The sequence below is a fragment of the Kribbella alba genome, from assembly GCF_039529635.1.
Taxonomy (GTDB): Bacteria; Actinomycetota; Actinomycetes; order Propionibacteriales; family Kribbellaceae; genus Kribbella; species Kribbella alba.
The window spans coordinates 488,071-511,985 of the sequence record NZ_BAAANE010000007.1; the positions used below are offsets into that span (position 1 = coordinate 488,071).

Sequence of the window (23,915 nt, forward strand, 5' to 3'; positions counted from 1 at the left end):
AGGTGGTCTTCTCAGCGCAAGAACTGCTGCTGGTGCGCGAATCACCACTGGCGGCCCTGCTTCCTACCGGGCATTCCCACCGGTGGGAGGCGTCCGGCGTGCTGGCGCTTGACGGTCGCTTGTACGTCGTGTGCGACGACCTGCGGGCGATCGCCCGGCTTGGGGAGAACCTGCTGCCCACCGACGACGTGGTGACCCTGCCGGACGGACGGGGCCGCGGGTACGAGGATCTCGCCCACGATCCCGCGACCGGTCGCTTCTACCTGCTGGTCGAGTCGCTGCGGCACGGGAGCCGCTGGATGGCCCGCGTCGAGGAGTACGACGCCGATCTCCAGCCGGTGTCGCACGGGTGGCTCGACTTCGACCTGCCGTCGTCGAACAAGGGCATGGAAGGGCTCACGTGCGTTCGCCGCTCCGGAACCACCTACCTGCTCGGCCTCTGCGAAGGAAACTTCTGCGCCGATGGTTCGCGCGGCCGGACACCGGGTGGCGGTCGGATCCAGGTTTTCGAACAGCGCGGCACCGAGTGGGCGCAGGTCGCGTCGGTCCGGCTGCCGTCCACGTTGCCGTTCAGGGACTACAGCGCCCTAGGTGCGAGGAACGAACAGCTGGCGGTGGTTTCACAGGAGTCGTCGGCGCTGTGGGTCGGCAGACTCGAGCCGGGGGAGTGGGCAGTTCGGGACGCCGGCACGCTCTACAGCTTTCCGCGCGACCAGCACGAGAAGGTCGTCTACTGCAACGTGGAAGGCGTCTCCTGGCTCAGCGATCACGACCTGGTGATGGTCTCGGACCGGGCAAAACGGGATGAGCAGCCAGACCGCTGCCGTGTGAAGGAGGCGTCGATCCACGTGTTCGCCCTTCCGGAGGTGGGGCCTCGACCCTCACCATGAACGGGTGACTCTTGAGCCGCCGTCGCGGGGAGGCGAGCCGCCCGGTGTGCGCGGGTTGTTCCAGCAGCGCGTCGCTGGGGACGACGCCCTGTTGCGGCTGGCTTCACTACGTTTCGCCCAGGCGGCGATGCCGGCGGAGTTGTACGCGGACACACCTCGCGATGCCGAGCGCCTGCTGGACTACCTGCCGGATCACGCGACTCGGCCGACCGTCCACCTGAACCGCGGTACAAACCTGCTCGATCCGGACTCGCGAGCGACCATCCTGGCGTTCGTCGACCGGCTGGGCGACCGGGTCTCCGGGCTCATCGTCCACGACAAGCGGGACATGATCGACCGCGTGCCCGACCTGGTCGAAGCTCTGCGAGCAGTGGGTGACCGCACGCAGGGGCCGCACGTCTTCATGGAGTACGCCGCGGGCGCGCCGCTTGACTGGTTCGCCGACGTCGCCCGTCGTGCCCGGAGCTTCGAGCGCGCCGGTGTCTGCGTGGACATCGGCCACGTTGGACTGGCCGAAGTACGCCGCCGACTCGGTACGACGTTGCCGCCGTCGGCGCGCGTGACCGCCGGCGATCCGGGGCTGCAGGATGTCGTCGCCGAGGTTCAAGCGGCGACTCGCGAGGCACTGCCGTCTGTACTCTCCCTGATCAGCGAGCTCGGCCGGCTCGGAGCAACGGTGCACTTCCACCTCCACGACGGGCACCCGGCGATTCCCGGCCTTTCCGACCACTTCAGCTTCCTTACCCGCGTCCCGGTGCCGTTCGAGGTCGACGGTGCCCGCTCGCTGACGCAGATGTTCGGCCCGGCGGGGTTGGCGGCGATCCTGCACGAGGCAACCAGCCGGATCACGCCGGACCGGCTGTCCCTCACGCTCGAGATCCACCAGGCGGAAGGTCGGCTTCCACTGGACCCCGAGGCGCAAGAGCTCTTCGCGCACTGGCGAGACCGCACGAACGCCGAGCGCCTGAACTACTGGCTGTCAGTCGTCACCAGCAACCACGTACTCGCCACGTCGTACCTCAGCAAGCTCGCACCCCGGGCAAGTGGCGGCGTCAAGCAGCGTGACGAGAGGCTCTGACCCTCGCTGCGTTCGCGGTGGCGTGGAAGGCGGAGGCCTTGCGGCGGAAGAGGAGCGCCGTGATGAGCGTTCCGAAGGCGAAGAAGCCGGCCGCCCACCAGTAGGCGGTTGAGTAGCTGTGCAGCGTGGCGTCAGCCGCGACGACCGGGTCGGTCTGATGCTGCCGGATGTAGAGGGTAGCGGCGCTTGCGGCCAGGGTGTTCAGCAATGCAGTGCTGATCGAACCACCGATCTGCTGGGCGGTGTTCGCCGTCGCCGACGCGACACCCTGGTCACTCATCTGTACGCCGAGTGTCGCCTGACTGATTGCCGCTGGCATCGACATGCCGATGCCCGCGCCGATCAGGAGTAGCGGAGGCAGGACATGTTGCGGGTAGTTGCTGTGTAGTCCTAAGCGGGTCAGCAAGGCCATACCGCACGCTGCCAGCAGCATGCCGACAGGTACGACGACCTTCGGGCCGAGCTTGGGCACCAGCCAGTTGGTGGACAGTTGCGCAAGCACCATCACCATGCCGACCATCGGCAGGAATGCGACGCCGTTCTTGAGCGGGGAGTAGCCCAACGTCCCTTGCAGGTAATAGGTGAGGAAGAGGAAGACACCGAACATCCCGGCCGATGAGATCAGCGCAGCGGACAGCGCGGCGCCGCGGTTGCGGTCGGCCAGCACACGCAGCGGCAGCAAGGGATGAATGGCGCGTGCCTGCCAGCCGACGAACGCGACCAGCAGCACGGTGCCGGCAGCCAGGAAGCCCCAGGTCGTCCAACTGCTCCACGGGTTTGTCTCCGCGTTAGCGAAGCCGTACACGACGCAGAACAAGCCGCCCGAGACGAACAGGACGCCAGGGATGTCCAGCTTGGGCCGCTGCGCCGGTACCGACCGGTCGAGGAACACGATCGCACTGGCCAGTGCGACGACCGCGATGAAGTCGTTGACGTACAGCGTCCAGCGCCAGTCCAGATACTCCGTGAGCACGCCGCCGAGCACGAGGCCGATGGCGGCGCCGGATCCGGCGACGGCGCCGTAGACTCCGAACGCCTTGGCACGTTCCTTGGGGTCGGTGAAGGTCGTGGTCAGCAACGACAGAGCCGTTGGGGCGAGCAGCGCCGCGAAGCCGCCCTGGACCGCGCGTGCGACGACCAGCATGGTGAAGGTGGTGGCCGCGCCGCCGATCGCCGACGCGGCAGCGAAGCCGATGATGCCGACGATGAACGTCCGCTTCCGCCCGAACAGGTCAGCGAGGCGCCCGCCAAGCAGCAGCAGGCTACCGAACGCCAGCGAGTAGGCGGTGACGACCCATTGCCGCCCGTCATTGTTGAAGTGCAGGGCCTGCTGGGCGGACGGCAGCGCAATGCTCACGATGGTCGCGTCGAGCACCACCATCAGATAGGCGAGGCTGATCACACCCAGCGCCCACCACCGATGCCTGGGCCCCACCCCAAAGGCCTTGCGGGGCAACCCGGGGCGGGTGCGATCGACGTGCGCGGCAGCCCGACTCGATGACATATCCCGACCATCGCACCGTGCACACCTCCCGTCATCGAAGCCAGCAGGCGGCCCCCATCCCTCCTGACCGCACCCTCACCTTCCCGCTAGCGCCCATCCGCCGGTGGCGGCGAGCTGGTTGAAGTACGGCGCCTTCGTGTTGCCGATGATCGAGCTCGCAGAGGTGTTCTCGAACCCGCCGCTGACGTCGAGCACGCCACGACTTCACGGCTGAGGGCTCTTGACGCCTCCCTTGACGACCTTGGCGGTCGGAGGTACGAACCGTCGGAGTGGCATGCCTTTCAGAGCACTTCGCATCGCGCTCTGCCACAGCGGCCCGGCTGTGCCGGAGCCGGTCGGATCGGAGATGTCCCGGCCATCGAGGGTATGGCCGTATTTGAGGTTCGTGTACGGAAGGTTCGCATCGGCGACCACGGCGGCCGCCGCGAGGTTCGGTGTGTAGCCGGCGTACCAGACGGCCAGGTTGTCCTGGATGGTCCCGGTCTTGCCGGCCAGATCCCAATTGCCGAAGTTGAGTCGTCCGCCGGTGCCGCCGGGCTCCATCACGGCGCTGAGTACGCGGTTGACTCCGTCGGCCACTTGCGGCGCGATGGCCTGCCGGCACTCGGTGCCCGGCGTCTTGATCGGCCTGCGTGCCTTGTCCTGGACGGAGGTGATGACGACGGGTCGACAGTACTTGCCGCGGGCCGCGAAGGTCGCGTACGCGTTCGAAAGCATCAACGGCGTCACGTAGCCGACGCCCAGGGTGAACGACACGACCTGCTGGAGCGGCTCGAGGGTCTGCGCGTCGTACATGCCCAGGTTGCGCGCGATCGTGGCCGGCGCGCAGAGACCGGTTCGCTGGGAGAGTTGGAGGAAGTACGTGTTCGTCGACGCTCTGGCGGCCTCGATCAGCGTGAGGTTGCCGCTTCGGGTCGAGTTCTTCGGGTGATAGTCCGGATCCCGCGTCCAACCCCTGCAGGTCCTGAACCTCTTGCCGCTGAGGTCGATCCGGGCGGGTGAATTGATCCGGTAGGACAGCGGAAAGCCCTTCTGGATCGCGGCCGCGATCGTGAAGGCCTTCATCGTCGAACCGTTCTGGAACCCGCCGTACCCCCCGGCGTACGACTTCTCGACGTTGAGGTTGTAGTAGGTGTGGTTCTTGCTGCTGCCGTACGGCTTGCTCTGCACCATCGCCTTCACCATGCCAGTGCCGGGCTCGACGATCGTGATCGCGGCGATGGCGGTGTCGCTGATCCTGCTGTGCTGCCTGATCGACGCCTGCGCGGCGGCCTGGATCCGTGGGTCCAGCGACGTCCTCACGGTGAGCCCGCCGGTCTTCAGATAGTGGTCCCGCTCCTTGGTGGTCGTTCCCAGGGCCGGGTTGTCCAGGAGCTTGGACACGACGTACTCGCAGTAGAACGGGTAGCGCGAATTGGCGCAGCCGTTCGGGACCTTGTGAATCTTCTTCTGGTCGATCACCGGTGCCTTGATCGCGTCGGCGGCCTGTTTCGCGGTGATCAGGTCGAGTGCCAGCATCCTGCGGATCACCAGGTCCCGACGGTCCTTGGCCCGCTTCAGGTCGTTTGTCGGGTCGTAGCCCGTCGGGTTCTTCACCAGACCGGCAAGCATCGCGGCCTGCGGGAGCGTGAGCCGCGCGGCGGAGGTGCTGAAGTAGTGCTGGGCGGCGGCCTGTACGCCGTACGTACCGCCGCCGAAGTTCGCCAGGTTGAGGTATCCCTCCAGGATCTGGTCCTTGCTGAACTCCTCCTCCACCGCGGCCGCGTAGCGCAACTCGGCCAGCTTGCGCTGGTAGGTCACCGCCGTGGCCGCCTCCCGCTCCTGGGCTGTGCGCGCCTTCTCGATCAAGCTCATCTTCACGTACTGCTGGGTGATGCTCGAACCGCCCTGCTGAACAGCTCCCTTGCTCTGGTTGCGGATCAGCGCGCGCATGGTTCCCTGGGCGTCCAGAGCGCCGTGCTCGTAGAAGCGCGAGTCCTCGATCGCGATGATCGCCTTCCGAACGATGGGGCTGATCTGCTCCAGCCGCACCGGGACGCGGTTCTCCTCGTACAGCGTGGCGATCCAGCTGCCGTCCACCGCAACGACCCTGCTCCGCACCGCAGGCGGATCTGGCTTCAGCTCCTGCGGCAGGCTCTGCACCGACACTGCCGCCTTCTCTGTGACCAGCCCGGTGAGGCCTGCCAAGGGAATCGCGAGACCGGCTACGAGGGCGCCGGCGAGCACGCTCACGCCGAGGAACACGATCAACGACCGAGCACGGTTGCGAACACCCTCGTCGGCTGTGCGCATACCTCCAGGCTAACCCCGCCGGCCTGCTTGCGGTGCGGTCGTCCCCGGTCAGCTGATGCGGACGCGGAGACGGCGGAAACCGCGGCCTTTGCTCTCCATCTTGACCACGTCCATCCGGCCGATCATGGCCGTGGAGGCCACATGCGTGCCGCCGTCGGCCTGGGCATCCAAGCCGACGATGTCGACGATACGGACGACCTCGATGTCGGGAGGCAGCAGGTTCGTGGCGGTGCGGATGATGTCCGGGATGGCGAAGGCCTCTTCGCGCGGCAGCGTGCCCACGGTGATCCTGCGGTCCTTGCGGATCTCCTCGTTGGCTGCTTCGGCGACGCGGTCCTTGAAGTCGGGCGGGACCTCGGCCAGGTCGAAGTCCATCCGGGCGGTCAATGGTTCCATGTTCCCGCCGGTCACCAGTGCGCCGAAGTCACGGAACACCACACCGGTCAGGACGTGGAGTCCGGAGTGTGTCCGCATGAGATTCGTCCGGCGTTCGTCGTCGAGCGCGCCACGCACGGCGGTCCCGGTCGGCGGCACGGGATCGTCATGATGAGGTACCAGGTAGAGGTCGTCACCCTTGACCGTTCCTACGATGCGGGTCCGCACTCCGCCCCACACCAGGATGCCCTCGTCCGGTGGCTGCCCGCCGCCACCGGGATAGAAGGCCGACCGGTCGAGCACGATGCCGCGCTCGGGATCGACGGCAACGACAACCGCGTCCCAGTCCCTGACCGAGGCGTCTTCGAGATCCAGCCGGTGGGTGTGTCCGTGGCGATTCGGTGCGGTACTCATGCTCAGTTCGCTCCTCGTCAGCGTGTCAAGGCCGACCTACGGTGTACCTCCGGTCGCGACGACCTCGAGCGGGCATTGCGTCAGTGAGCTCCAGCGTCCAGTGCTCAGGTTCCGTAGCGGTCCACGAGGGTGTCCATCGCCGCGTCGACAGTGTGGTCGACTTTGTGACGTGCCGGGTCCTCGTCGTGCCACGCGATGATCTCGCGTGCGCCTTGTTCGAAGGGGATCGTCGCGACGAAGTCCGGCACCACGCGGCGGAGCTTGCTGTTGTCGAACACCGCCGAATAGGTCTTGTCGCCCAGGAGTGACTCCCCCCAGCCCGGGTGGACGGCGGCGATGGCGTCTGAGGGAACATGGACGATGCGTGGCACGGTCCCGGCCGCCGCGGCGAGTGCGTTCGCGATCTGGTCCCAGGTCGGCGCGTCGTCGGAGGTGATGTGGAAGGCCTCGCCCAACGTGCGGGGGTGGCCGAGCAGCGGCACCAGCCCGCGGGCGAAGTCGCGATGGTGAGTCAGCGTCCACAGCGAGGTTCCGTCACCGTGTACTACGACAGGTTGGCCTCGGCGCATCCGCTCGACGATGGTCCAGCCGCCGTCGAACGGGACGAGCGTGCGGTCATAGGTGTGCGAGGGCCGCACGATCGTGACGGGGTAACCCTCCTCGCGGTACAGGGTGTTGAGGAGGTCCTCACAGGCGATCTTGTTGCGCGAGTACTGCCAGACAGGGTTTCGTAGCGGCGTCGACTCCGTGATCGGCAGCCGCGCCGGCGGGGTCTGGTATGCCGAGGCGGAGCTGATGAAGACGTATTGGCCGATCCGTCCCCGAAGTGCGTCGGTCCGGGCGCGCACCTGGTCCGGCGTGAAGGCGAGCCAGTCGACCACCACGTCGAAATCCCGGCCGACGACCGCTGCGAGGGATGCCGCGTCGTTGACGTCCGCCGTGACCCGTCGCGCCTCGGGAGGGAGGGCGCGGATCGACGTCTGACCTCGGTTGGCGACCGTGAGGTCGAATCCCAGCTCGACGGCACGCCAGGAGCAAGCGGAGCTGATGATTCCGGTGCCGCCGAGAAAGAGGACTCGCAGGCCGGCCATGAGAACAACTCCTTGAGGTAGAGGCCTCGGAGGCGCTCCGAGGGGTCGGGCGGGTAGGGCTGTTGTGAGCAGGCCTCCCCGGCGGTAGCGGAAGTCGGCGAAAGGGATACGGCCTTCCTTGGCGAACATACCTGTCCCGGTCGGCCGGCTGGCTCATGGGCGACCCGCCGGTGCCGGGCGCATTTTGTGGCGGGCCTTGGCAAGGTACTCAAGGGAGACCGCCTGTGACTTCATCGCGACTGTACGGTGGGTCGCGGTCGGCCGCTGGATGTCGAAGCGACCTCGTGCGAGGAGGAGATGGTGTCGAAGCCGCTCAAGATCGCGGTCCTGGGGTTCTGGCATGTTCATGCGAAGGATTACGCGAGGCAGACTCAGCAGCATCCGGGCACGGAGCTGGTCGCGGTGTGGGATGACGACCTGGCACTCGGGCAGGCCGGTGCCGACGAGTTCGGTGTTCCCTTCACCGATGATCTGGAGGCTCTGCTTGGCCGAGCCGACGTCGACGGCGTCATCATCACCACGGCCACGAGCGCGCATCGCGAGGTCATGGTCAGGGCGGCGAACGCGGGTAAGCACATCTTCACCGAGAAGTTGCTCGCGCCGACAGTGACGGAGGCGGCGGAGATCATCGCCGCGGCCGACGACAACGGCGTGAAGCTGGTGGTCTCCCTGCCCCGCCTCGCGCATGGCTACACGCATGCGATCCGTGACGTGATCGGCAGCGGCGACCTCGGACAGCTCACCTACGGCCGGATACGGCTCTCCCACGACGGGGCTGTTTCACGAGGTGGGGCCGACGGCTGGCTGCCTCAACGCTTCTTCGACCAGAAGACTGCCATCGGTGGGGCCCTTACCGACCTTGGTTGCCATCCGGTCTACCTGCTGCAGCTGTTCCTCGGCGCCGATCCCGAGACGGTCAACGCAACCTATCGCTCCGTGGCGGGTCGGGGCCTCGAGGACAATGCCGTCGTCACTGTTGGCTATCGCGACCAGAAGATCGGCGTGATCGAAGCAGGCTTCGCCAGCCGGAACCCTTTCACGATCGAGATCTTCGGCACCGACGGCAGTCTGACCTACACCGAGACCGGCAACGTACTGCGCGTGTCGGGTCCGGCGTTCGGCGGCGACGATCTGCAGCTGCCGGTTCCTGACCACGGCAAGGGCCCCTTCGCTCAGTGGGTCGACCACATCAATCAGGACACCCGGGCCGACGACAACCTGGCCCGCGCCCTGGAGCTGACCCGGATGGTCGTCGCCGCCAACCAGGCTGCTGAACAGGGCCGGACCACCTCCTACGCGGGGTCGGAGAGCCACCTTCCGACGCGTTGACCTTCCGAGCAGCCGAGGAGAAGACTTCCATGCCAGAGATCAAGGTCGGGCTCATCGGGGGCGGCGGCATCGCGTCCGCCCACCTGCGTGGCTATCGCCGGCACGCCGAGAAGATCGGCGTCACCGCCGTGGCCGACGCGTTGGAACAGACAGCTGTCGCGCGCGGCGGCGAGCTGGGCGCCATGCCGTACACCGATTATCGTCAGATGCTCGAGGCCGAGGATCTCGACGCTGTCGACATCTGTCTGCCCCACCACCTGCACAGGGATGCGATCGTGGCCGCCGCCCAGGCCGGCAAGCACATCTTGTGCGAGAAGCCGCTCTGCCTCACCGTGGACGAAGCAGCGGACGTCCGGGAGGCGGTCCGCGCCAACGGCGTGACGCTGATGTGCGCGCACAACCAACTGTTCCTGCCGGCCGTCGCCAAGGCGAAGGAGCTTCTCGACGCCGGGACCATCGGAACCGTGTACGAGGTGCGCACCACCGACAGCTTCTACAACGACTTCGACCCGAGCACCATGGGCTGGCGCGCGAGTAGTACGACGAGTGGGGGTGGCGAGCTGATCGACACCGGGTACCACCCGACGTATCTGATGCTCCACCTGGCAGGTGGCTCTCCGGTCGAGGCCACCGCGATGTTGTCCACCCATCGCCTGAAATTCATGGAAGGCGAGGACTCCGCGCAGGTCCTGATCAGGTTCGACAACGGCGTCGTAGGCCAGCTGGTGACAAGTTGGGCCTATCAGCCGCCCGCCGCAACCGAGCGCTTCTCCGTCGTCGGAGAGCTCGGGTCGCTGCACAGCGACGGCAACTCCCTGACCTACCAGCTTCGGTCCGGGCTGACCCGCACCTTCGACCTGGAACCAGTCGACACCTTCGTCGCCGAGATCGGTCACTTCGCCGATTCGTTGCTCAACAAGACCCGCCCGCTTCATACCGAGGACGAGGGCATCGCCGTGCTCGGGATCCTGCTGGCCGCCTATGAAGGCGCGCGGGCGAAGACCATCGCCCCAGTCCTCCAGACCTAAAGTCCGTCGCTGAGCTGGCGTGAAGGCGCCTGGCCGGGCGGCGGCGGCCTGTACGACGACCACCGCCCCTGCGCAGGCCGCAGCTCAGCCGACCGAGGGGCCGAGCCCGAGGGATTGTGGCGTGCTGGCGTCCGGCGACGGCTGGTGCAGGCCTTCGTCGAGTGGGCCGAACTCGGTCATGAGCGAGGCGCTTCCGCCCCACGGGGTCTGCTCCTCGGCGATCAGCGTGTTGGTGGTGAGCAGCAGGCCGGCCACCGACGCGCCGTTCTGCAGGGCCGATCGGGCCACCCTGAGCGGGTCGACGATGCCCATCTCGAGCATGTTTCCGTAGCGGCCTTCGAGCGCGTCGAAGCCGTCGTCCGGGCCGAGCTGTCCGATGCGCTCCAGCACCTCCTCCCCGGAGTAGCCCGCATTCACGGCGATCAGGTAGGCCGGCTCGCGGAGCGCGCGTCGTACGATCTCCACGCCCGTCGCATAGTCGTCCTTCACCTCGAGATCGTCGAGTGCTGACGCGGCGTGCAGCAGCGCCACCCCGCCACCGGCGACGATGCCCTCGGCCATCGCAGCCCGGGTCGCCGAGAGCGCGTCCTCGACGCGGTGCTGGAGCTCCTTCAACTCGGCGGGTGTCGGTGCTCCCACCCGGATCACCGCGACCCTGCCGGACAGCGCACCGATCCTCTCGGTCAACACATCCTCGTCGACCCCGAACGTAGCCCGCTCCAGCTCGGACCGTAGTTGCTTGGTCCGGAAGGCGACATCTTGCTCATGGCCGGCGGAGGCGATGATGGCTGTCCGATCGGCGGTGACCCGGACCTGGTCGGCCCGGCCGAGCTGGCCGACACCCATCGTCTCCAGCGTGAAACCGGAGTGCCGGCTGAGGACGGCACCACCGGTGATCGCGGCGATGTCCTCCAGTTTGTGCAGCCGCCGGTCGCCGAATCCCGGTGCTTTGACGCCGACGCACTGGAAATGCCCGTTGACGTGGTTGTGCACGAGCATGCTGAGCGCCGTGCCTTCCAGGCTTTCGGCGATGATCACCAGCGGCCTCGGAGCACGCATGATCTTGTCCAGCAGCGGCATCAGCTCCTGCACCTTGGTGATCTTCTCGCTGCACAGCAGGATGTAGGGGTCGTCGAGCACCGCCTGCAAACTGCCGGGATCGGTCACCATGTACGGCGAGAGGTAGCCGTTGTCGAACTCGAACCCCTCGACGAAGTCCACCCCGATCCCGTGCGCGGCCGACTCCTCGACGGTCACGATGCCGCCGTCGCCGATCGAGTGCAGGGCCTTGGCGATCACCGCGCCGACGACGTCGTCGTCGTTCGCCGAGATCGCCGCGACCCGGGCGAAGTCGTGCTCGGTGGCGACCGGGTGCGCGACCTGGCGCAGCCGCTCGACCAGGCGCGCGACCGCCACGTCGATGCCGCGCTTCACCAGGACCGGGTTGCCGCCGGAGCCGATCGCCAGCATGCCCTCGCGGACGATGGCGTGCGCCAGCACCGTCGCGGTGGTGGTGCCGTCGCCGACGATGTCGTTGGTCTTGATCGCCGCTTCCTTGACCAGCTGGGCGCCCATGTTCTCGAACTGGTTCTTGAGGTGGATCTCCCGGGCGATGGTGACGCCGTCGTTGGTGACCACCGGTGAGCCGGTGATCTTCTCCAGGATCACGTTGCGGCCCTTCGGGCCGAGCGTCGACTTCACCGCTTCCGCCAGCTGGTCGACGCCGGCCAGCATCAGCTCGCGCGCCTGCTCACCGAATCGCAGTTCCTTGGCCATCGGTCCCTCCTCCTTCGACTGCCCGGTCAGGGCGAACGGTGTGCTGGAACAGTGCGCTAGGGAACCAGGATCGCGCGGCCCCGGACCCGGCCGGCGTCGAGATCCGCGACCGCCTCGACGGCGGCCTCCAGCGGGTAGGTCCTGGTGTGCAGCGTGACCTTGCCGGCCTGCGCGAGCGTCATCAGCTCGGCCAGCTCGTTGTACGTGCCGACGATGTTGCCGATGATGTTGCGCTCGGTGGAGATGATGTCCAGGGTCGGGATCTGCAGTTGGCCGCCGTAGCCGATCACGAAGTACGAACCGGCCCGGGCGGTCATCGCGAAGCCGTCCTGCTCGGCGCCCTGCTCGGCGACGAAGTCCAGTACGACGTTCGCGCCGGCGCCGCCGGTCAGGTCCTGCACCGCCCGCACCTGGTTGCTGTCAGCAACGACCGTGTGGTCGGCGCCGAGCTGCTCGGCGAGCTTCAGCGCGTCCGGGCTGCGGTCGACCACGATGATCGTGGTGGCGGTCAGCGCGGCCAGGCACTGGATGCCGATGTGGCCGAGCCCGCCGGCGCCGATCAGCACGCAGGCCGTCCCCGGATACAGCAGGGGGATCGCCTTGCGGACCGCATGATATGCAGTGATGCCTGCGTCGGCCAGTGCGGCGACGTCCTTCGGCTGCGTACTGGGGTCGAGCTTCACGCAGGCCCGCGCGGAGGTGAGAAGGTACTCGGCCATCCCGCCGTCGCTGTCCAGGCCGGGGAAGCTGCTGGCCGCGCAGTGCATGTCGTCACCGGCCCGGCAGGCGTGGCAGAGCCCGCAGGTGGGCGTCGGGTGCAGGATCACCGTGTCGCCGACCTGCACATTGGTGACGGCAGAGCCGATCTCGTGCACCCAGCCGGCGTTCTCGTGGCCGATCGTGTACGGCAGCGTCGGCTGCATCGCCTGCGCCCACTGACCCTCGATGATGTGCAGGTCGGTGCGGCACACCCCGGCGCCGCCGATCTTGACGACCACGTCCAGCGGGCCTTTGACGTTCGGCTCCGGAACGTCCTCGACCACTGGTTGCTGGTGGTACCCGTGCAGTCGAACGGCCTTCATTCCTCGTCCTCCTCCTCACCCGCACCGGTGGTTCCGTATCGGTGTCGCAGCATTCCCCGGCAGATGCCGGTGTTGGCCTCGATGCCGACCCTGGAGGTCCGCGCCTTGCTCAGGTGCAGCGACACCGCGGCGCCGGTGATCGGGTCACCGGTGCCGGGGTCGACGAGCAGAGGCGCAGCGGGGTCGGTGCGCAGGCCGAGCTCAGCTCGCCGCCGGCACAGCCTGTCCAGCTGTGCGGACGGGGGCGTCTGCCCGAGCGTCATCGTCGTCAGCGCCGCCGGGTCGAGACCTGCCGCCAGCAGCGGACGGCAGACCTGGTCGGTGCCGGCGAGCACCGCCTTGGACAGGAACGTCCGCCGCAGCTCGTCGAGCTCGCCGAGTGCCTCGCCGGCGAACGACACGGCGAAACCGGCCCGGGCCGCCACACCGGCGTTGATCTCCGCCGACGCGAAGTGGTCCTCCAGTGCGATGTCGGCACTGCGTACCTCCGGCAGCGCCGACACCACGTCGTAGGCGTCGGCGACCATCAGGAACGCGAAGTTGGGCGCGCAGAAGTACGTGGGCAGCCGGAGCCGGACCACGACGTCACCGGCCGCCGACACGACGCACGACGACACGAATCCCAGCGTGGTGATCGGCTCGTCGAGCTCCGGGTCCCGCACCGCGTCGAGCGCGTTGAGGACCCGGGACCGCTCCGCGACCGCCGCCGTCATTACTGCGTGACCAGCTTCGCGTCGTCCTGCGCGGCAGGCTTCCCGTAGCCCAGCTGCAGCTCCTCCGGCACCTCGATGTCGTAGAGCTTCGCTGCGTTCAGCCCGAGGATCTTCTTCTTGCCGTCGACGCCGAGCCGCGGGTAGTCGGAGTACTGCTCGTCGTCGGGGAAGTCCCAGTCGACCAAGCCTTCGACCTGCCACTTGGGCTCCCAGATGGCGTAGTCGCTGCCGAAGGTCATCTTGTCCTCGCCGACCCAGAACAGCAGCTCGCCCATGCACCGGGCGAAGAACCGGGGCCGCGCGTGCATCAGCGCGCCGACCACCACGGACAGGCCGGCGTACACGTTCGGCTCCTGCGTCGCCATGTAGCAGAAATCGTCGATACGCGGGATCCCGGAGTGCTCGACGATGAAGTTCAGACCGGGGAAGTCGGTCGCCGCGTGGTCGACATCGGTCATGTCGAACGCGTCCTTGTCCAGCGGCCAGATCGTCGGTCCCTTGTGGGCGTGGATGTTCTTGATGCCGAGCTCCTGGCACGCCTCCAGGTACTTGTACGCCTCCGGGTCGGTGAGCTTCCAGCCGCGTGAGCCCTGCCGCCACTCCGCGGTGTAGAGCTTGACGCCCTTGCAACCCCAGCGTTCGACGCTGTGGCGCAGGGTCTTGAGGCCGTCCTCACCCTCGCGGGGGTCCCACCGGGTGTTGAGGATGAACTTACCCGCGTGCTTCTCGTACAGGATCGAGTCCCGCTCCGTGGTGTTGAAGCCCTCCTTGTACCACTCGGTCAGGTCGGTCGGCTGGAAGATCGCCACGTCCACGTGACCGTCGTCGAAGACGTCCTTCATGAGGTCTTCCTCGGTGTACTTCTGGTACTTGTCCAGCGGCCACCGGGTGTCCTCCGGGCCCAGGCCGTGATAGCCGTAGAAGCACTCGATCCAGCCCTTGGCGTACTGCTCGGCTCCTTCCACCCAGTTGTCGGGCGCGGCGTTCCAGTAGTGCATGTGCGTGTCGACCACGAAGTACTTCTCGCCATCCTTCTCGTACACGGTCGCCTCCCGGTGCTCTCAGACCGCGGTGAGGTCGAAGCCGAGATACTCGGCGGCGTCCTCGGGGTTGGCAAACATGATCGTGCGGTCGTCAAGATGGATCATCCGGCCGTAGTGCGTGGACATGTTCTCCTCGAACTCGGCGGCGTCGAAGTAGCCCGGCTCCTCACCCAGCGCTTCGGAGATCTCGTCGTAGACGACCTCCATCTTGCCGACCGCGTCGACCCTGATCATCGACGGCAGCGGCGTCACGGTGACGTTGTCCTTCGTGCTCATCACCTCGGCGACGACGGCGCCGACCTGGTTGTTCATCAGGGTGAAGCCGCACCGGTTGGACGCGGTGTTGTCGGACTTGAACGGACTCTCTGCGGTGGTGAACGTGGTGGTCACTGTGCCAGCTCCTTGGGCTCCTCGAGGCCGAGTCCGGTGACGATGCCGCTGAAGCGGCTCTTCGCCCGGTCCAGTCCGTCTTCGAATCGTGGCGGCTTCGTGTCCGGCTGCGACCAGAGCGGTTGCATCGTTCGGGCCGCGGCGATCGCGCGCGTCGTCCAGGTGGACAGCCAGTCCTGCAGGATCGCCTTGTTGTGGTCGGCGAACTCCTTGTCGGCGGTCAGCAGCTCGAACATCGCCCTGGTGTAGCGCAGGTCGCGCTCGGCGAAGTCGTACTCCGCCGCGCCGACCACGGTCGGCGTCACGAAGTCGCCGTTGCCGGGGGAGGCCTGCTGGACCAGCTGGCTGCGGAACAGCTCGCCGACGAGCGGTTCGAACACGACGTTGGCGGCGAAGATCGCCTCGCACCAGTCGTCGATCGCGGTGAGCTGCTCGGCCACGTCACGCACACCCTGCCAGGCCGGGTCGGAGTTCCAGGTCTCCAGGTGCGCAGTGCCGTCGAAGTCTGCGAGCTCCTCGCTGAGGGTCAGGTTGTAGAGCGCCAGGTCCTGCGCCGCGCGGATCCGGTGCATGCTGTTCACCGAGATCGCGTTGTTGTGCATGTTGGTGGGAGCCCGCCGGTTCGCGTTCGCGAACAGGTACAGACCCAGGCCATGGTCCACATGCATCCAGGCGCCGACATGCTGCTCGATGAACCGGACCCAGTTGCGGTTCCACTGCTCGAAGGCCTTGGACTGCCGGGCCGCCTCGACGTTCTGGGTGACCTGCCGTACGACGTTGGAGTTGTACCGGTAGAGGGTCATCTCCCATTCTTCGTTCGGGTCCCGGAACTCATGCCAACCGGTCGCCGGCCAGTCGTAGCCCTTGCCGCCCGTGCCGGGACCGCGTTCCGGTTCCGGCCGGTCCGAGCCCCATGCCTTCAGCGCGGTCCAGTCCAGCGGGTAGCCACCGCGGCCGTCGGAGAACCCGTACAGCCAGCCCTGGCTGAGATAGTGCCGTGGATCCGGCTGCACCTCGACGGTGACGTCCTCGTAGTGGCTCTGCTTGCGCTTCTGTGGCGTGTAGTAGTTGTACCGGCGCGACGTCGAGTCCGGGAACACCTTGGCACCGGCCTCGGCATCGGTGAAGACCGGCTTCGGCACGCTCCGTTCTTGAATGGAGTCCTGTGTGGTCGTCATCTGGTCTCTGCCTCCAGCACCTCGGGGTCACCGGCGTCACCGGTGGTGGTGAACTTGTCGTAGAAGATTCGCTTCTGCGCGACGCCCAGCCGTTCCAGCAGGGGTAGCGCGGCCTCGACCATCGGCGGCGGGCCGCACACGTACGCGTCGGCGCCGGCGAGGTCTGCCTCGTGCCGGGCGACGACGTCGGTGATCAGGCCGACCTCGCCGTCCCATTCGTCATCGTCGGCCGGCTCGGACAGGGCCGGCACATAGCGGAAGTTCGGCAAGGTGCCGGCCAGCGCCCGGAGCTCCTCGTCGAAGCACAGGTCACGCTTGGTGCGCGCCCCGTAGTAGTAGGTGGCCGGCCGGTCGACAGCGCGCTCGGCCATCGAGCGCAGCAGCGACAGGATCGGCGCCATCCCGGCTCCGCCGCCGAGGAAGACCAGCCGCGCATCGGGGCTGTCCCGCAACGTGAAGACCCCGAACGGGCCGGTCAGGTCGAGTCGGTCACCGACTGACAGCTGCTTGTCCAGGTACGACGAGAACAGCCCGCCCGGATAGATCTTGATCACGAACTCGAGCAGGCCACCGTCGCGGCTGGACGTGTTCGCCATCGAGAACGACCGGGTGGCCTCGGACCCCGGCACCGCGATGTCGACGTACTGGCCGGGGAAGTACCTCAGCTCGCCCGGCTCCAGCAGTCGCAGTACCAGGTGCCGCATGTCGTGCGTGACCGCGACGTTCGCGACCACTTCGGCGACGGCCTCCTGGATCGGCAGCCCCGAACGGATCATGTCCTCGTCGTAGTTGAGCAGCTCGATCGTCAGGTCCTCGTACGGATGCGCCCGGCAGAGCAGCGTGTAGCCCTCGTCCAGCTCGTAGTCCGGCAGCGCGAACGTCGAGTACCGGTCGAGCTCGATGTCGTCACCGTCGAGCACGAACGACTTGCAGGACGAGCACTGGCCCTCCTTGCAGCCGTGCATCAGCATCACGCCCTGCTCGGCCGCGGCCCGCAGGATCGTCTGCTTCTCGTCGACCTCGATCTCGATGCCGACGGGCTCGAACCGTACGACGTGCTTGTCGCCCATGGCTCCTCACAGCAGTGCGGACAGGACTGGTCGGGAGGGCAGGAAGATCTGCCCTCCCGTGGCGTTGCGCCGTCAGCCGTCGGCCGGAGCTCGTCCGGCAGGACCGCCGCGGACGTAACGGGCCGCGAAGGCCGTCCGCTCGTCGTCGGTCATCTCGTTCAGCAGCACGTTCGGGCTCTGCAGTGGCGGGCAGCGCCGCAGGTGGTCCAGGGTCCACATCTTGTCCGGGTTCAGATCGAGATGCGGCTGCGCGACCATCGTCTTGCCGTCGTCACGCACGAAGCCCATGTCGGACACCACGTCGGCCCAGTTCCAGCCGTGGTAGAGCGTCTCCCACTCGCGGTGGCCGATCAGCTGGCCCATGTTCGGGGTCTGCCGGCCCTGGTACGTCGGGCGGAACGCGGTCTCGTCGGTCCACCTGCACATCTCGTGGCAGTACGTGCGCCACTGGCCGTCGACCTCCGCCATCACCATGTCCTCGCGGACCAGGCACGGCACCATGCAGGTCCAGCAGCGGTGCGGGTACTCGTAGTCCACGTCCTCGAACACGATCGGGTTGTGACCGTTGGGCGTGGCGAGCCGGTTGTAGTTCTCCCACCACTTGCCGTACTTGTCGTACCAGCCTGGGTACTTGTACTCGAACCACTCGAAGTCCTTGTCGGTCATCGGGTCGATCCGCCAGTAGTTGGCGAGCCAGCCGGTGGCGAAGAACTGCGCTACCTCGTGGACGTAGCCCTTGTTCCAGATCTGGTTCCAGGACTCCTCGATCAGGTCGTGCGGGATCTCCAGGCCGTACTTCTCCAGCGGTACCAGGTAGCTGCGGTAGTAGTCGTCATAGATCCACCGGCGCCACATCTCGGCGTAGCTCTCCCGGTCCTTGCGCCGGTCCTTGGTGCCGTACTCGATGAAGGTGCCGATCGCCGCGTCGACAACCCGGTGGTTGTTCCACCAGGCGTACCGCAGGTCGCGGGCGAGCAACTGGTGGTTTCCCTCGTCGGACAGGGCCATCAGGAGCGTCGCGTACCCGTTGCTGATGTGCCGCGACTCGTCGGACTGCACCGAGTGGAACACGGTCGGCAGCAGGTAGTCGCCGTTCGCGGCCGCCTCGGCGGGCATCGCGACGAACAACGTGTTGGTGAAGGCGGTCTCGGCCACGATGGTGAGATAGATGCTCGCCGCCGTGATCGCGTCACCGGTGATGAAGCCTTCCGCGAACTGCCGGCCGATGGTCCCGCAGTAGTCGTTCTGGAAGTTGCGCAGGCTGGAGTTGAAGCCTGCCGGGTCGATGTAGTTGTTCATGTACACGCGCTTGAGGTTCTGCTGGATCGTCGAGTGCCTGACCTCGTCGATCATCTGGATCGCCTGGCCGTTGTGCAGCTCGGGGTTCGGCACTGTCCGGAACAGCAGCGGCATCGCCCGGGCCGCCGAGATCTCCGGTAGCGGGATGATGCTCAGGAACAACTTCTGCCACTCCAGCCAACGCTCCTGGACCTGGCGGAACATGTTCCCGCGGATGGCTCCGTCGGCGGCGCCGTACACCCGGTGATCCTTCTCCTCCTGCATCGGGAAGTACGACCGAAGGACCTGCTTCAGGGGGTCCTTCTTCTGAGCCTTCTGGAACGAGTAGTCGGTCCCGTACTGAGAGACGGGCTCGTGGTACGCGGGCTCCCAGGAAAGTTCCTGGATCTTCTGGTGAGCCTTCGCCACACTCTGGCGACTCATGACACTCCTCACGCTCGCTGTGGCCACTGGCCTGGCCCAGCCGGCGGTCCGGCAGCTAGCTGCCGTCCCAGGCCGCGGGGCCGTGCGGGCGTGGGCCCTCGCCGCGAGCCCACGTCTTGCTTGCGTTCGCAGGACAGACACTGTCCCTGCGTTTTGAAGTACATCGCCGCCGCGCTCGCCGGGAGGTCTCAAAATGAGACAGCCGACCTCACGGGTCGCCGAACACCGCCTGCCGGAGCTGGGCGAGTTCTTCCTCCGAGTCCCGTAGACCCGGCGCATCACCTGGGGTGGACGGTCGAATGCCGAGTGTGACGAGCAGGGCGGCGGCCGCCTCGCCCGGATCGCCCGCCGCTCCCAGCACCGGGTGCAGTCCGGCAGCGGCGAGCTGCTGGAAGACCGCGTTGACGATCGTCCACGGGTTGTAGGTCTCGTCGGCCGGAATGTCGTCGTCCATCCGGCACCTCCCCATCCGCTCTTCGCCCCGGACGCCGCGTTGACGGGCCCGGCTGTCTCAATCTAGCGACCGGATGCCCGCGAAGCATTAGTCTGGGAATGCGAGCCACCGGTGGGGGAGGCGTGCACATCCATCACAGCTCCCGGCCGGTCGCCAGGAGGACTCGTGGACGAACTGGAATCTGTGTCAGGCGGCAGCCGGACTGCCCGGGCCCGGCTGAGTTTCCTGACCTGCGACGAGTTGCCGGCGGGCGAAGTACGCCGTCCGGTCCTGGCGTCGTGGGTGCGTTCCCGGCGGTGGAACCTTGCCGCCGACCGGATCGATCTGCCATACATCGCGGACCCCGACCTCGACCTGCCCCTGGCCCGCAGCGCGACCCCGGTGCTGCGCCGGCTCCACGAGCACCTCGATGGACAGCCGATCAGCGTTATTCTCACCGAACGCAACGGGCTGGTACTCCGGCGGCTGACCGCCGATGCCCAGCTGAGCAGGCACCTGGACCGGGTGCACCTCGCGCCGGGCTTCAGCTACTCCGAACGGTTCGCGGGCACCAACGGCATCGGCACGGCTCTCGAGCGCGGTGCTCCGATGCACGTCTTCGGGCACGAGCACTACGCGGAGGATCTGGAGGACCTCGCCTGTGCCGGAGTACCGATCAAACATCCGATCAGCGGCAAGACCGTGGGTGCCATCGACCTCACCTGCTGGCGCAAGGACGCCGGATCACTGCTGATCACGCTGGCAAAGACCACCGCGGACCAGATCCGTGCGGCACTGCTGAGGGACAGCTCGGCCCGGGAGCAGGAATTGCTCCAGGAGTACCTGCTGACCGGACGACGGTCCAGTGACATGGTGCTCGCGGTCAACGAGGACCTGCTGCTGATGAACGCCAACGCACAGCAGAACCTCGACGGCAGCGATCAGGCGGCTGTCCTCGCCCACGCCGCCGACCTACTGGGCCAGGCCGGAACCAGCGCCCTCGCGGTCGAGCTCCCGAGCGGGCGACGGGTCCGCATCACCTGCCGGCCGGTACCCGATGGTGGACGTGGCGCGGGTGCCGTCATCCAGGTCACCCAAACGCCTGGCCACAGTTTGACTAGTGTCAGCGCGAACCGGCCGCCGCCACGCGCCGTGCTGCCAGGCATCGTCGGCAGGAGTGCGCCATGGCTGGCCACCAGCCGGGAGGTGGACAACGCCTATCGCGCCGGGCAATGGGTCGTGCTCAGCGGCGAGCCGGGAGCGGGGAAGGTGGCGCTGGCCCGGGCGGCCCACCAGCAGAACAACCCGGCCGGATCGTTCCACCTGTTTGATGTCGCCCTGTTTGATGTCGCCGAAGCACCGGATCACTTCGCGGACGACCTCGAAGCGGAGCTGACCGACGACACCGTCCAGGCGTTGGTGATCCGCCACGCCGAGCGGCTCGGCCCGATCCGGCTTGACGAACTGGTCGGCGCCCTCCTCAGCGGGCGCGAGCGGCGGCCGTCAAATCCGCCGTGGGTCGCGCTGACGCTGACGACCGGAGGCGCGAACGAGGCCGATCTGAGCGAGTTGCTGACTCTGTTTCCCACCACCATCGACGTGCCACCGCTGCGGCACCACATCGATGACGTTCGTGAGCTGGTCCCGTTCTTCCTGAGCCAGTTGAGCCACGGCGACCTGAGCTGTTCGCCGGAGGCGATGCATCAGCTGCTGCGCTCGGCCTGGCCGGGCAACACCGCGGAGCTGCACCAGGTCATGAAGCACATTGTTCAGCACCGGCGACGGACCGGCGTCATCGTGTTGGCCGACCTGCCGGCCGACCTTCAAGCGACCAGCCGCCGGAGGCTCAGCCAACTGGAGGCCCTGGAGCGCGACGCGATCGTCCGGAGCCTCGTCGACAACAACGGCAACAGGCGTGACGCCGCGCGGTCGCTGGGGATGTCCCGGGCCACCATCTACCGCAAGATCCACGACTACGGGATTCGGTGACCCGGGCGCGACTCGCGGGCATGAGACGGCAGCCAACATGTTGCCCTCGGCAACTTTGCGTTGCTCGAGCATGCCGTCAGTGACCGGGGCCCGACCCCCTGGCGGACACCAGTCATCTCTCGTTCTTTGAACGTTCAACCGGCCGTCCTCGCCTGCGTTCCTTTCCTTCCTTAAGTTTCCAGTCAGGAAATGCGAAGAAGGGAACCATGAACACACCGCTCGCAGTGCGGGCTCGCGGCATCAGCAAGTCCTTCGGCGATGTGGTCGCACTCGACGGCATCGACCTGGATGTACCGCAGGGGCAGATCCACGGGTTGGTCGGGCCGAACGGCGCGGGCAAGACCACCTTGCTCGGCCTGCTGCTGGGTCTGGCTGTCGCCGACAGCGGCAGCCTCGAGATTCTCGGTACGCCGGTCGGTCGGGCGCTCGCCGCTACCGACGGTGTCGCGGGTTTCGTCGACGGCCCCGGCCTCTACCCCTCGCTCACCGCCAGGCAGAACCTCGCCGCGCTGGCCGCGCTCCGCGGACGCGATGCCCGGAAAGCGGGGATCGACGAGGTGCTAGACCAGGTCGGGCTCACCGATGTCGCCGACGATCGGCTCCGCGGCTTCTCCCTCGGCATGCGTCAGCGCCTCGGGCTCGCCGCCGCTCTGCTCACCAAGCCCCGGCTGCTGGTGCTCGACGAACCGTCCAACGGCCTCGATCCAGCCGGCAAGAGGCAGGTACACGGCGTCCTCACCCGGCTGGTCGCGGACGGAACCTCCGTGGTGCTCTCGAGCCACCGGATGGACGACCTCGAGGTGCTGTGCTCCGAGGTCACGATTCTGGCCACCGGACGGGTCGCGTTCTCCGGCCCGCTGAGCAAGCTGGCCGCCGAGACCCGTGAACTCGACTACCGGCTGCTCGCCTCCGACCCGAAGGCCGCCCGCCGGATCGCCGGGGAAACGGCCGGGATCCGAGTCGTCGAGGACAGCGCCGTACGGCAGGGCACCGAAATGCTCGTGGTGTCCGCGCCGGTGGCGGCCCTCGACGAACTCGTGGCGGGCCTCGTGCACGCGGGCGTCGCGGTGCGCGAGCTCGCACCGGTGGTGTCGCCACTCGAAGCCGCGTTCCTCGAACTCACCGACCAGGAGCAGGAGTCGGACCGATGACCGCCACCGTCGCCGAAGCCACCAAGGACCCCGCGGCTCCCGTCGCCCGCAGCGTCTCGGTCGCGCGCGGCTACCGCTTCGAGCTGGTCAAGCTGCTCTCGCAGTGGCGCGTGCGCGTGCTGATCGTCGCGTGCTGGCTCGCGCCGGCAGTGTTCGTCGCGGTGATCAGCCAGCAGGCATCGCTCCCGGTCGACACGCTGTTCGGCCGCTGGATGCACGCCACCGGCTGGGCCGGACCGCTGGTGCTGCTCGGCTTCTCGGGTTCGTGGGCGCTCCCGCTGCTGACCTCGCTGATCGCCGGCGATGTGTTCGCCTCCGAGGACCGGCTCGGCACCTGGCGCCACCTCCTGGTGGCGGTTCGTTCGCCGCGGCGGATCTTCGCGTCGAAGGCGCTCGCCAGTCTCACCGTGATCGTGCTCCTCGTGATCGGGCTGGTGGTTTCGGCCACGACCAGTGGGCTTCTAGTGGTTGGCAACCGGTCCCTGATCGGACTCGACGGTCATCTGCTCCCGCCGGGAGACGCGGCCGGCAAGGTTCTGCTCGCCTGGGCGTGCGCACTCGCCCCGACCCTGGCTCTTGCCGCGATCGGCCTGCTCGGGTCCGTCGCGTTGGGCCGGTCGCCGATGGGCCTGCTGCTGCCGGCCGTTGTCGCCTTGGCGATGCAAATCGTTCAGCAGCTTCCGGTGCCCGTCGCCATCCGCTACGCGCTGCCTGGCTACGCCTTCATCAGCTGGAACGGCCTGTTCACCAGCCCGGCACAACTCGGACCACTCCTGATCTCCGTCGCGGTCAGTCTGGTGTGGGCCGTCGTCGCGACCGCCCTGGCCTACTTCCTCTTCGTGCGGCGCGACTTCACCAACTCGACCCACGACGGGTCCGGCCGCCTGGCGATCACCGCCGGCCTGCTGCCGCTCGTCGTACTGTTCGGCCTCACCGCCGGGGTGCTGACCCCGGTGACCGGGGTCGGCTCCGGAATCGACCAGGACAAGGTGCAGCGCTCGGTCGCCACGGCCTTCGCCCATCTCTATCGCCTGCAGACCAAGCAGCTCAACCGGCCCGACGTCACCGAGCAGCAACTGAACACCTCGGCCGCGTGTACCAAGGGCGGCGACCAGGTCGCCGCCGTCGGTCCCGGCAACGACTGGCGTTGCGTCGTGAGCTGGCACATCCCTGGTGTCGAAGCGGCCGGTTCGGCCATCTACCAGATCGACATCACCCCACTCGGTCGGTACGTCGCCGACGGGGACGGACCGAAAGAAGTGAACGGCTTCTTCCTGGTCCGGACCCCGGCAGGCGACGAACCGAACCCCCTCTGGCAGTTCGACGGCAACATCGAACTGCTTCCGTCCACCCCGAAGGGATAATCC

The 23,915-nt window shown here is 67.4% G+C and carries 20 protein-coding genes; 7 read left to right on the forward strand and 13 right to left on the reverse strand.

Going from position 1 to position 23,915, the window contains the following annotated elements:
• The first annotated feature begins 2 nt into the window (after nt 1-2).
• Nucleotides 3-890 (forward strand): hypothetical protein, encoded by an 888-nt coding sequence (locus ABD210_RS20250; RefSeq protein ID WP_344113355.1) that lies wholly within the window; start codon nt 3-5, stop codon nt 888-890.
• Between the two features lie 4 nt (nt 891-894).
• Nucleotides 895-1,968, forward strand: coding sequence for a hypothetical protein (locus ABD210_RS20255; RefSeq protein ID WP_344113356.1), 1,074 nt, complete (start codon nt 895-897; stop codon nt 1,966-1,968).
• Here the strand turns inward: ABD210_RS20255 and ABD210_RS20260 are convergent.
• The 4 genes from ABD210_RS20260 to ABD210_RS20275 all read right to left on the reverse strand — a co-directional run bounded on the left by ABD210_RS20260 (nt 1,943) and on the right by ABD210_RS20275 (nt 7,644).
• Entirely contained in the window at nt 1,943-3,472 is a 1,530-nt protein-coding gene (locus ABD210_RS20260) for an MFS transporter (protein ID WP_344113358.1), read from the reverse strand. The genes ABD210_RS20255 and ABD210_RS20260 overlap by 26 nt on opposite strands.
• Nucleotides 3,473-3,676: 204 nt before the next feature.
• Nucleotides 3,677-5,764, reverse strand: coding sequence for a transglycosylase domain-containing protein (locus ABD210_RS20265; RefSeq protein ID WP_344113359.1), 2,088 nt, complete (start codon nt 5,762-5,764; stop codon nt 3,677-3,679).
• A gap of 48 nt (nt 5,765-5,812) precedes the next feature.
• Entirely contained in the window at nt 5,813-6,553 is a 741-nt protein-coding gene (locus ABD210_RS20270) for an alanyl-tRNA editing protein (RefSeq protein WP_344113360.1), read from the reverse strand.
• 104 nt (nt 6,554-6,657) lie between these two features.
• Nucleotides 6,658-7,644: an NAD-dependent epimerase/dehydratase family protein gene (locus ABD210_RS20275; protein ID WP_344113361.1), complete on the reverse strand. Its 987-nt coding sequence runs from the start codon at nt 7,642-7,644 to the stop codon at nt 6,658-6,660.
• A gap of 300 nt (nt 7,645-7,944) precedes the next feature.
• On the opposite strand from ABD210_RS20275, the gene ABD210_RS20280 reads away from it, so the two are divergent.
• Nucleotides 7,945-8,973: a Gfo/Idh/MocA family protein gene (locus ABD210_RS20280; RefSeq protein WP_344113362.1), complete on the forward strand. Its 1,029-nt coding sequence runs from the start codon at nt 7,945-7,947 to the stop codon at nt 8,971-8,973.
• A gap of 29 nt (nt 8,974-9,002) precedes the next feature.
• Nucleotides 9,003-10,001: a Gfo/Idh/MocA family protein gene (locus tag ABD210_RS20285; protein ID WP_344113364.1), complete on the forward strand. Its 999-nt coding sequence runs from the start codon at nt 9,003-9,005 to the stop codon at nt 9,999-10,001.
• An 84-nt stretch (nt 10,002-10,085) separates the two neighbouring features.
• On the opposite strand, the gene groL is transcribed toward ABD210_RS20285, so the two are convergent.
• The 9 genes from groL to ABD210_RS20330 form a co-directional block, all read right to left on the reverse strand.
• Nucleotides 10,086-11,777, reverse strand: coding sequence for a chaperonin GroEL (gene groL / locus ABD210_RS20290; protein WP_344113365.1), 1,692 nt, complete (start codon nt 11,775-11,777; stop codon nt 10,086-10,088).
• A 56-nt stretch (nt 11,778-11,833) separates the two neighbouring features.
• Entirely contained in the window at nt 11,834-12,859 is a 1,026-nt protein-coding gene (locus ABD210_RS20295) for an NAD(P)-dependent alcohol dehydrogenase (RefSeq protein ID WP_344113366.1), read from the reverse strand.
• Nucleotides 12,856-13,572, reverse strand: a complete 717-nt coding sequence (locus ABD210_RS20300) for an iron-sulfur cluster assembly protein (RefSeq protein ID WP_344113367.1) — start codon at nt 13,570-13,572, stop codon at nt 12,856-12,858. Before ABD210_RS20300 ends, ABD210_RS20295 begins: the two co-directional genes overlap by 4 nt.
• Nucleotides 13,572-14,615 carry an amidohydrolase family protein gene (locus ABD210_RS20305; RefSeq protein ID WP_344113368.1) on the reverse strand — a complete coding sequence of 348 codons (1,044 nt, stop codon included), beginning with the start codon at nt 14,613-14,615 and terminating at the stop codon, nt 13,572-13,574. The genes ABD210_RS20300 and ABD210_RS20305 overlap by 1 nt, the downstream gene beginning before the upstream one ends.
• A gap of 18 nt (nt 14,616-14,633) precedes the next feature.
• A complete protein-coding gene (gene mimD / locus ABD210_RS20310; protein WP_344113369.1) occupies nt 14,634-15,005 on the reverse strand; it encodes a propane 2-monooxygenase effector subunit MimD in 372 nt (123 codons plus the stop codon).
• Nucleotides 15,002-16,183 carry a ferritin family protein gene (locus ABD210_RS20315; RefSeq protein WP_344113370.1) on the reverse strand — a complete coding sequence of 394 codons (1,182 nt, stop codon included), beginning with the start codon at nt 16,181-16,183 and terminating at the stop codon, nt 15,002-15,004. The genes mimD and ABD210_RS20315 overlap by 4 nt, the downstream gene beginning before the upstream one ends.
• The gene (locus ABD210_RS20320; RefSeq protein ID WP_344113372.1) at nt 16,180-17,253 is read right to left on the reverse strand and encodes an NADH:ubiquinone reductase (Na(+)-transporting) subunit F; all 1,074 of its coding nucleotides are present in this window, start codon (nt 17,251-17,253) and stop codon (nt 16,180-16,182) included. The genes ABD210_RS20315 and ABD210_RS20320 overlap by 4 nt, the downstream gene beginning before the upstream one ends.
• 72 nt (nt 17,254-17,325) lie before the next feature.
• Nucleotides 17,326-18,975: a ferritin family protein gene (locus ABD210_RS20325; RefSeq protein WP_344113373.1), complete on the reverse strand. Its 1,650-nt coding sequence runs from the start codon at nt 18,973-18,975 to the stop codon at nt 17,326-17,328.
• Between the two features lie 208 nt (nt 18,976-19,183).
• A complete protein-coding gene (locus ABD210_RS20330; protein ID WP_344113374.1) occupies nt 19,184-19,429 on the reverse strand; it encodes a hypothetical protein in 246 nt (81 codons plus the stop codon).
• A 165-nt stretch (nt 19,430-19,594) separates the two neighbouring features.
• Here ABD210_RS20330 and ABD210_RS20335 point away from each other — a divergent pair, with 165 nt between their 5' ends.
• From ABD210_RS20335 to ABD210_RS20345, 3 genes are all read left to right on the forward strand, one after another.
• On the forward strand, nt 19,595-21,397 hold the full coding sequence (locus tag ABD210_RS20335; protein ID WP_344113375.1) for a sigma-54-dependent Fis family transcriptional regulator: 1,803 nt from the start codon (nt 19,595-19,597) through the stop codon (nt 21,395-21,397).
• A 206-nt stretch (nt 21,398-21,603) separates the two neighbouring features.
• Complete coding sequence (locus ABD210_RS20340) at nt 21,604-22,548, forward strand: ABC transporter ATP-binding protein (RefSeq protein WP_344113377.1); 945 nt, start codon at nt 21,604-21,606, stop codon at nt 22,546-22,548.
• Complete coding sequence (locus ABD210_RS20345; RefSeq protein WP_344113378.1) at nt 22,545-23,912, forward strand: ABC transporter permease; 1,368 nt, start codon at nt 22,545-22,547, stop codon at nt 23,910-23,912. The genes ABD210_RS20340 and ABD210_RS20345 overlap by 4 nt, the downstream gene beginning before the upstream one ends.
• Nucleotides 23,913-23,915: the final 3 nt, after the last annotated feature.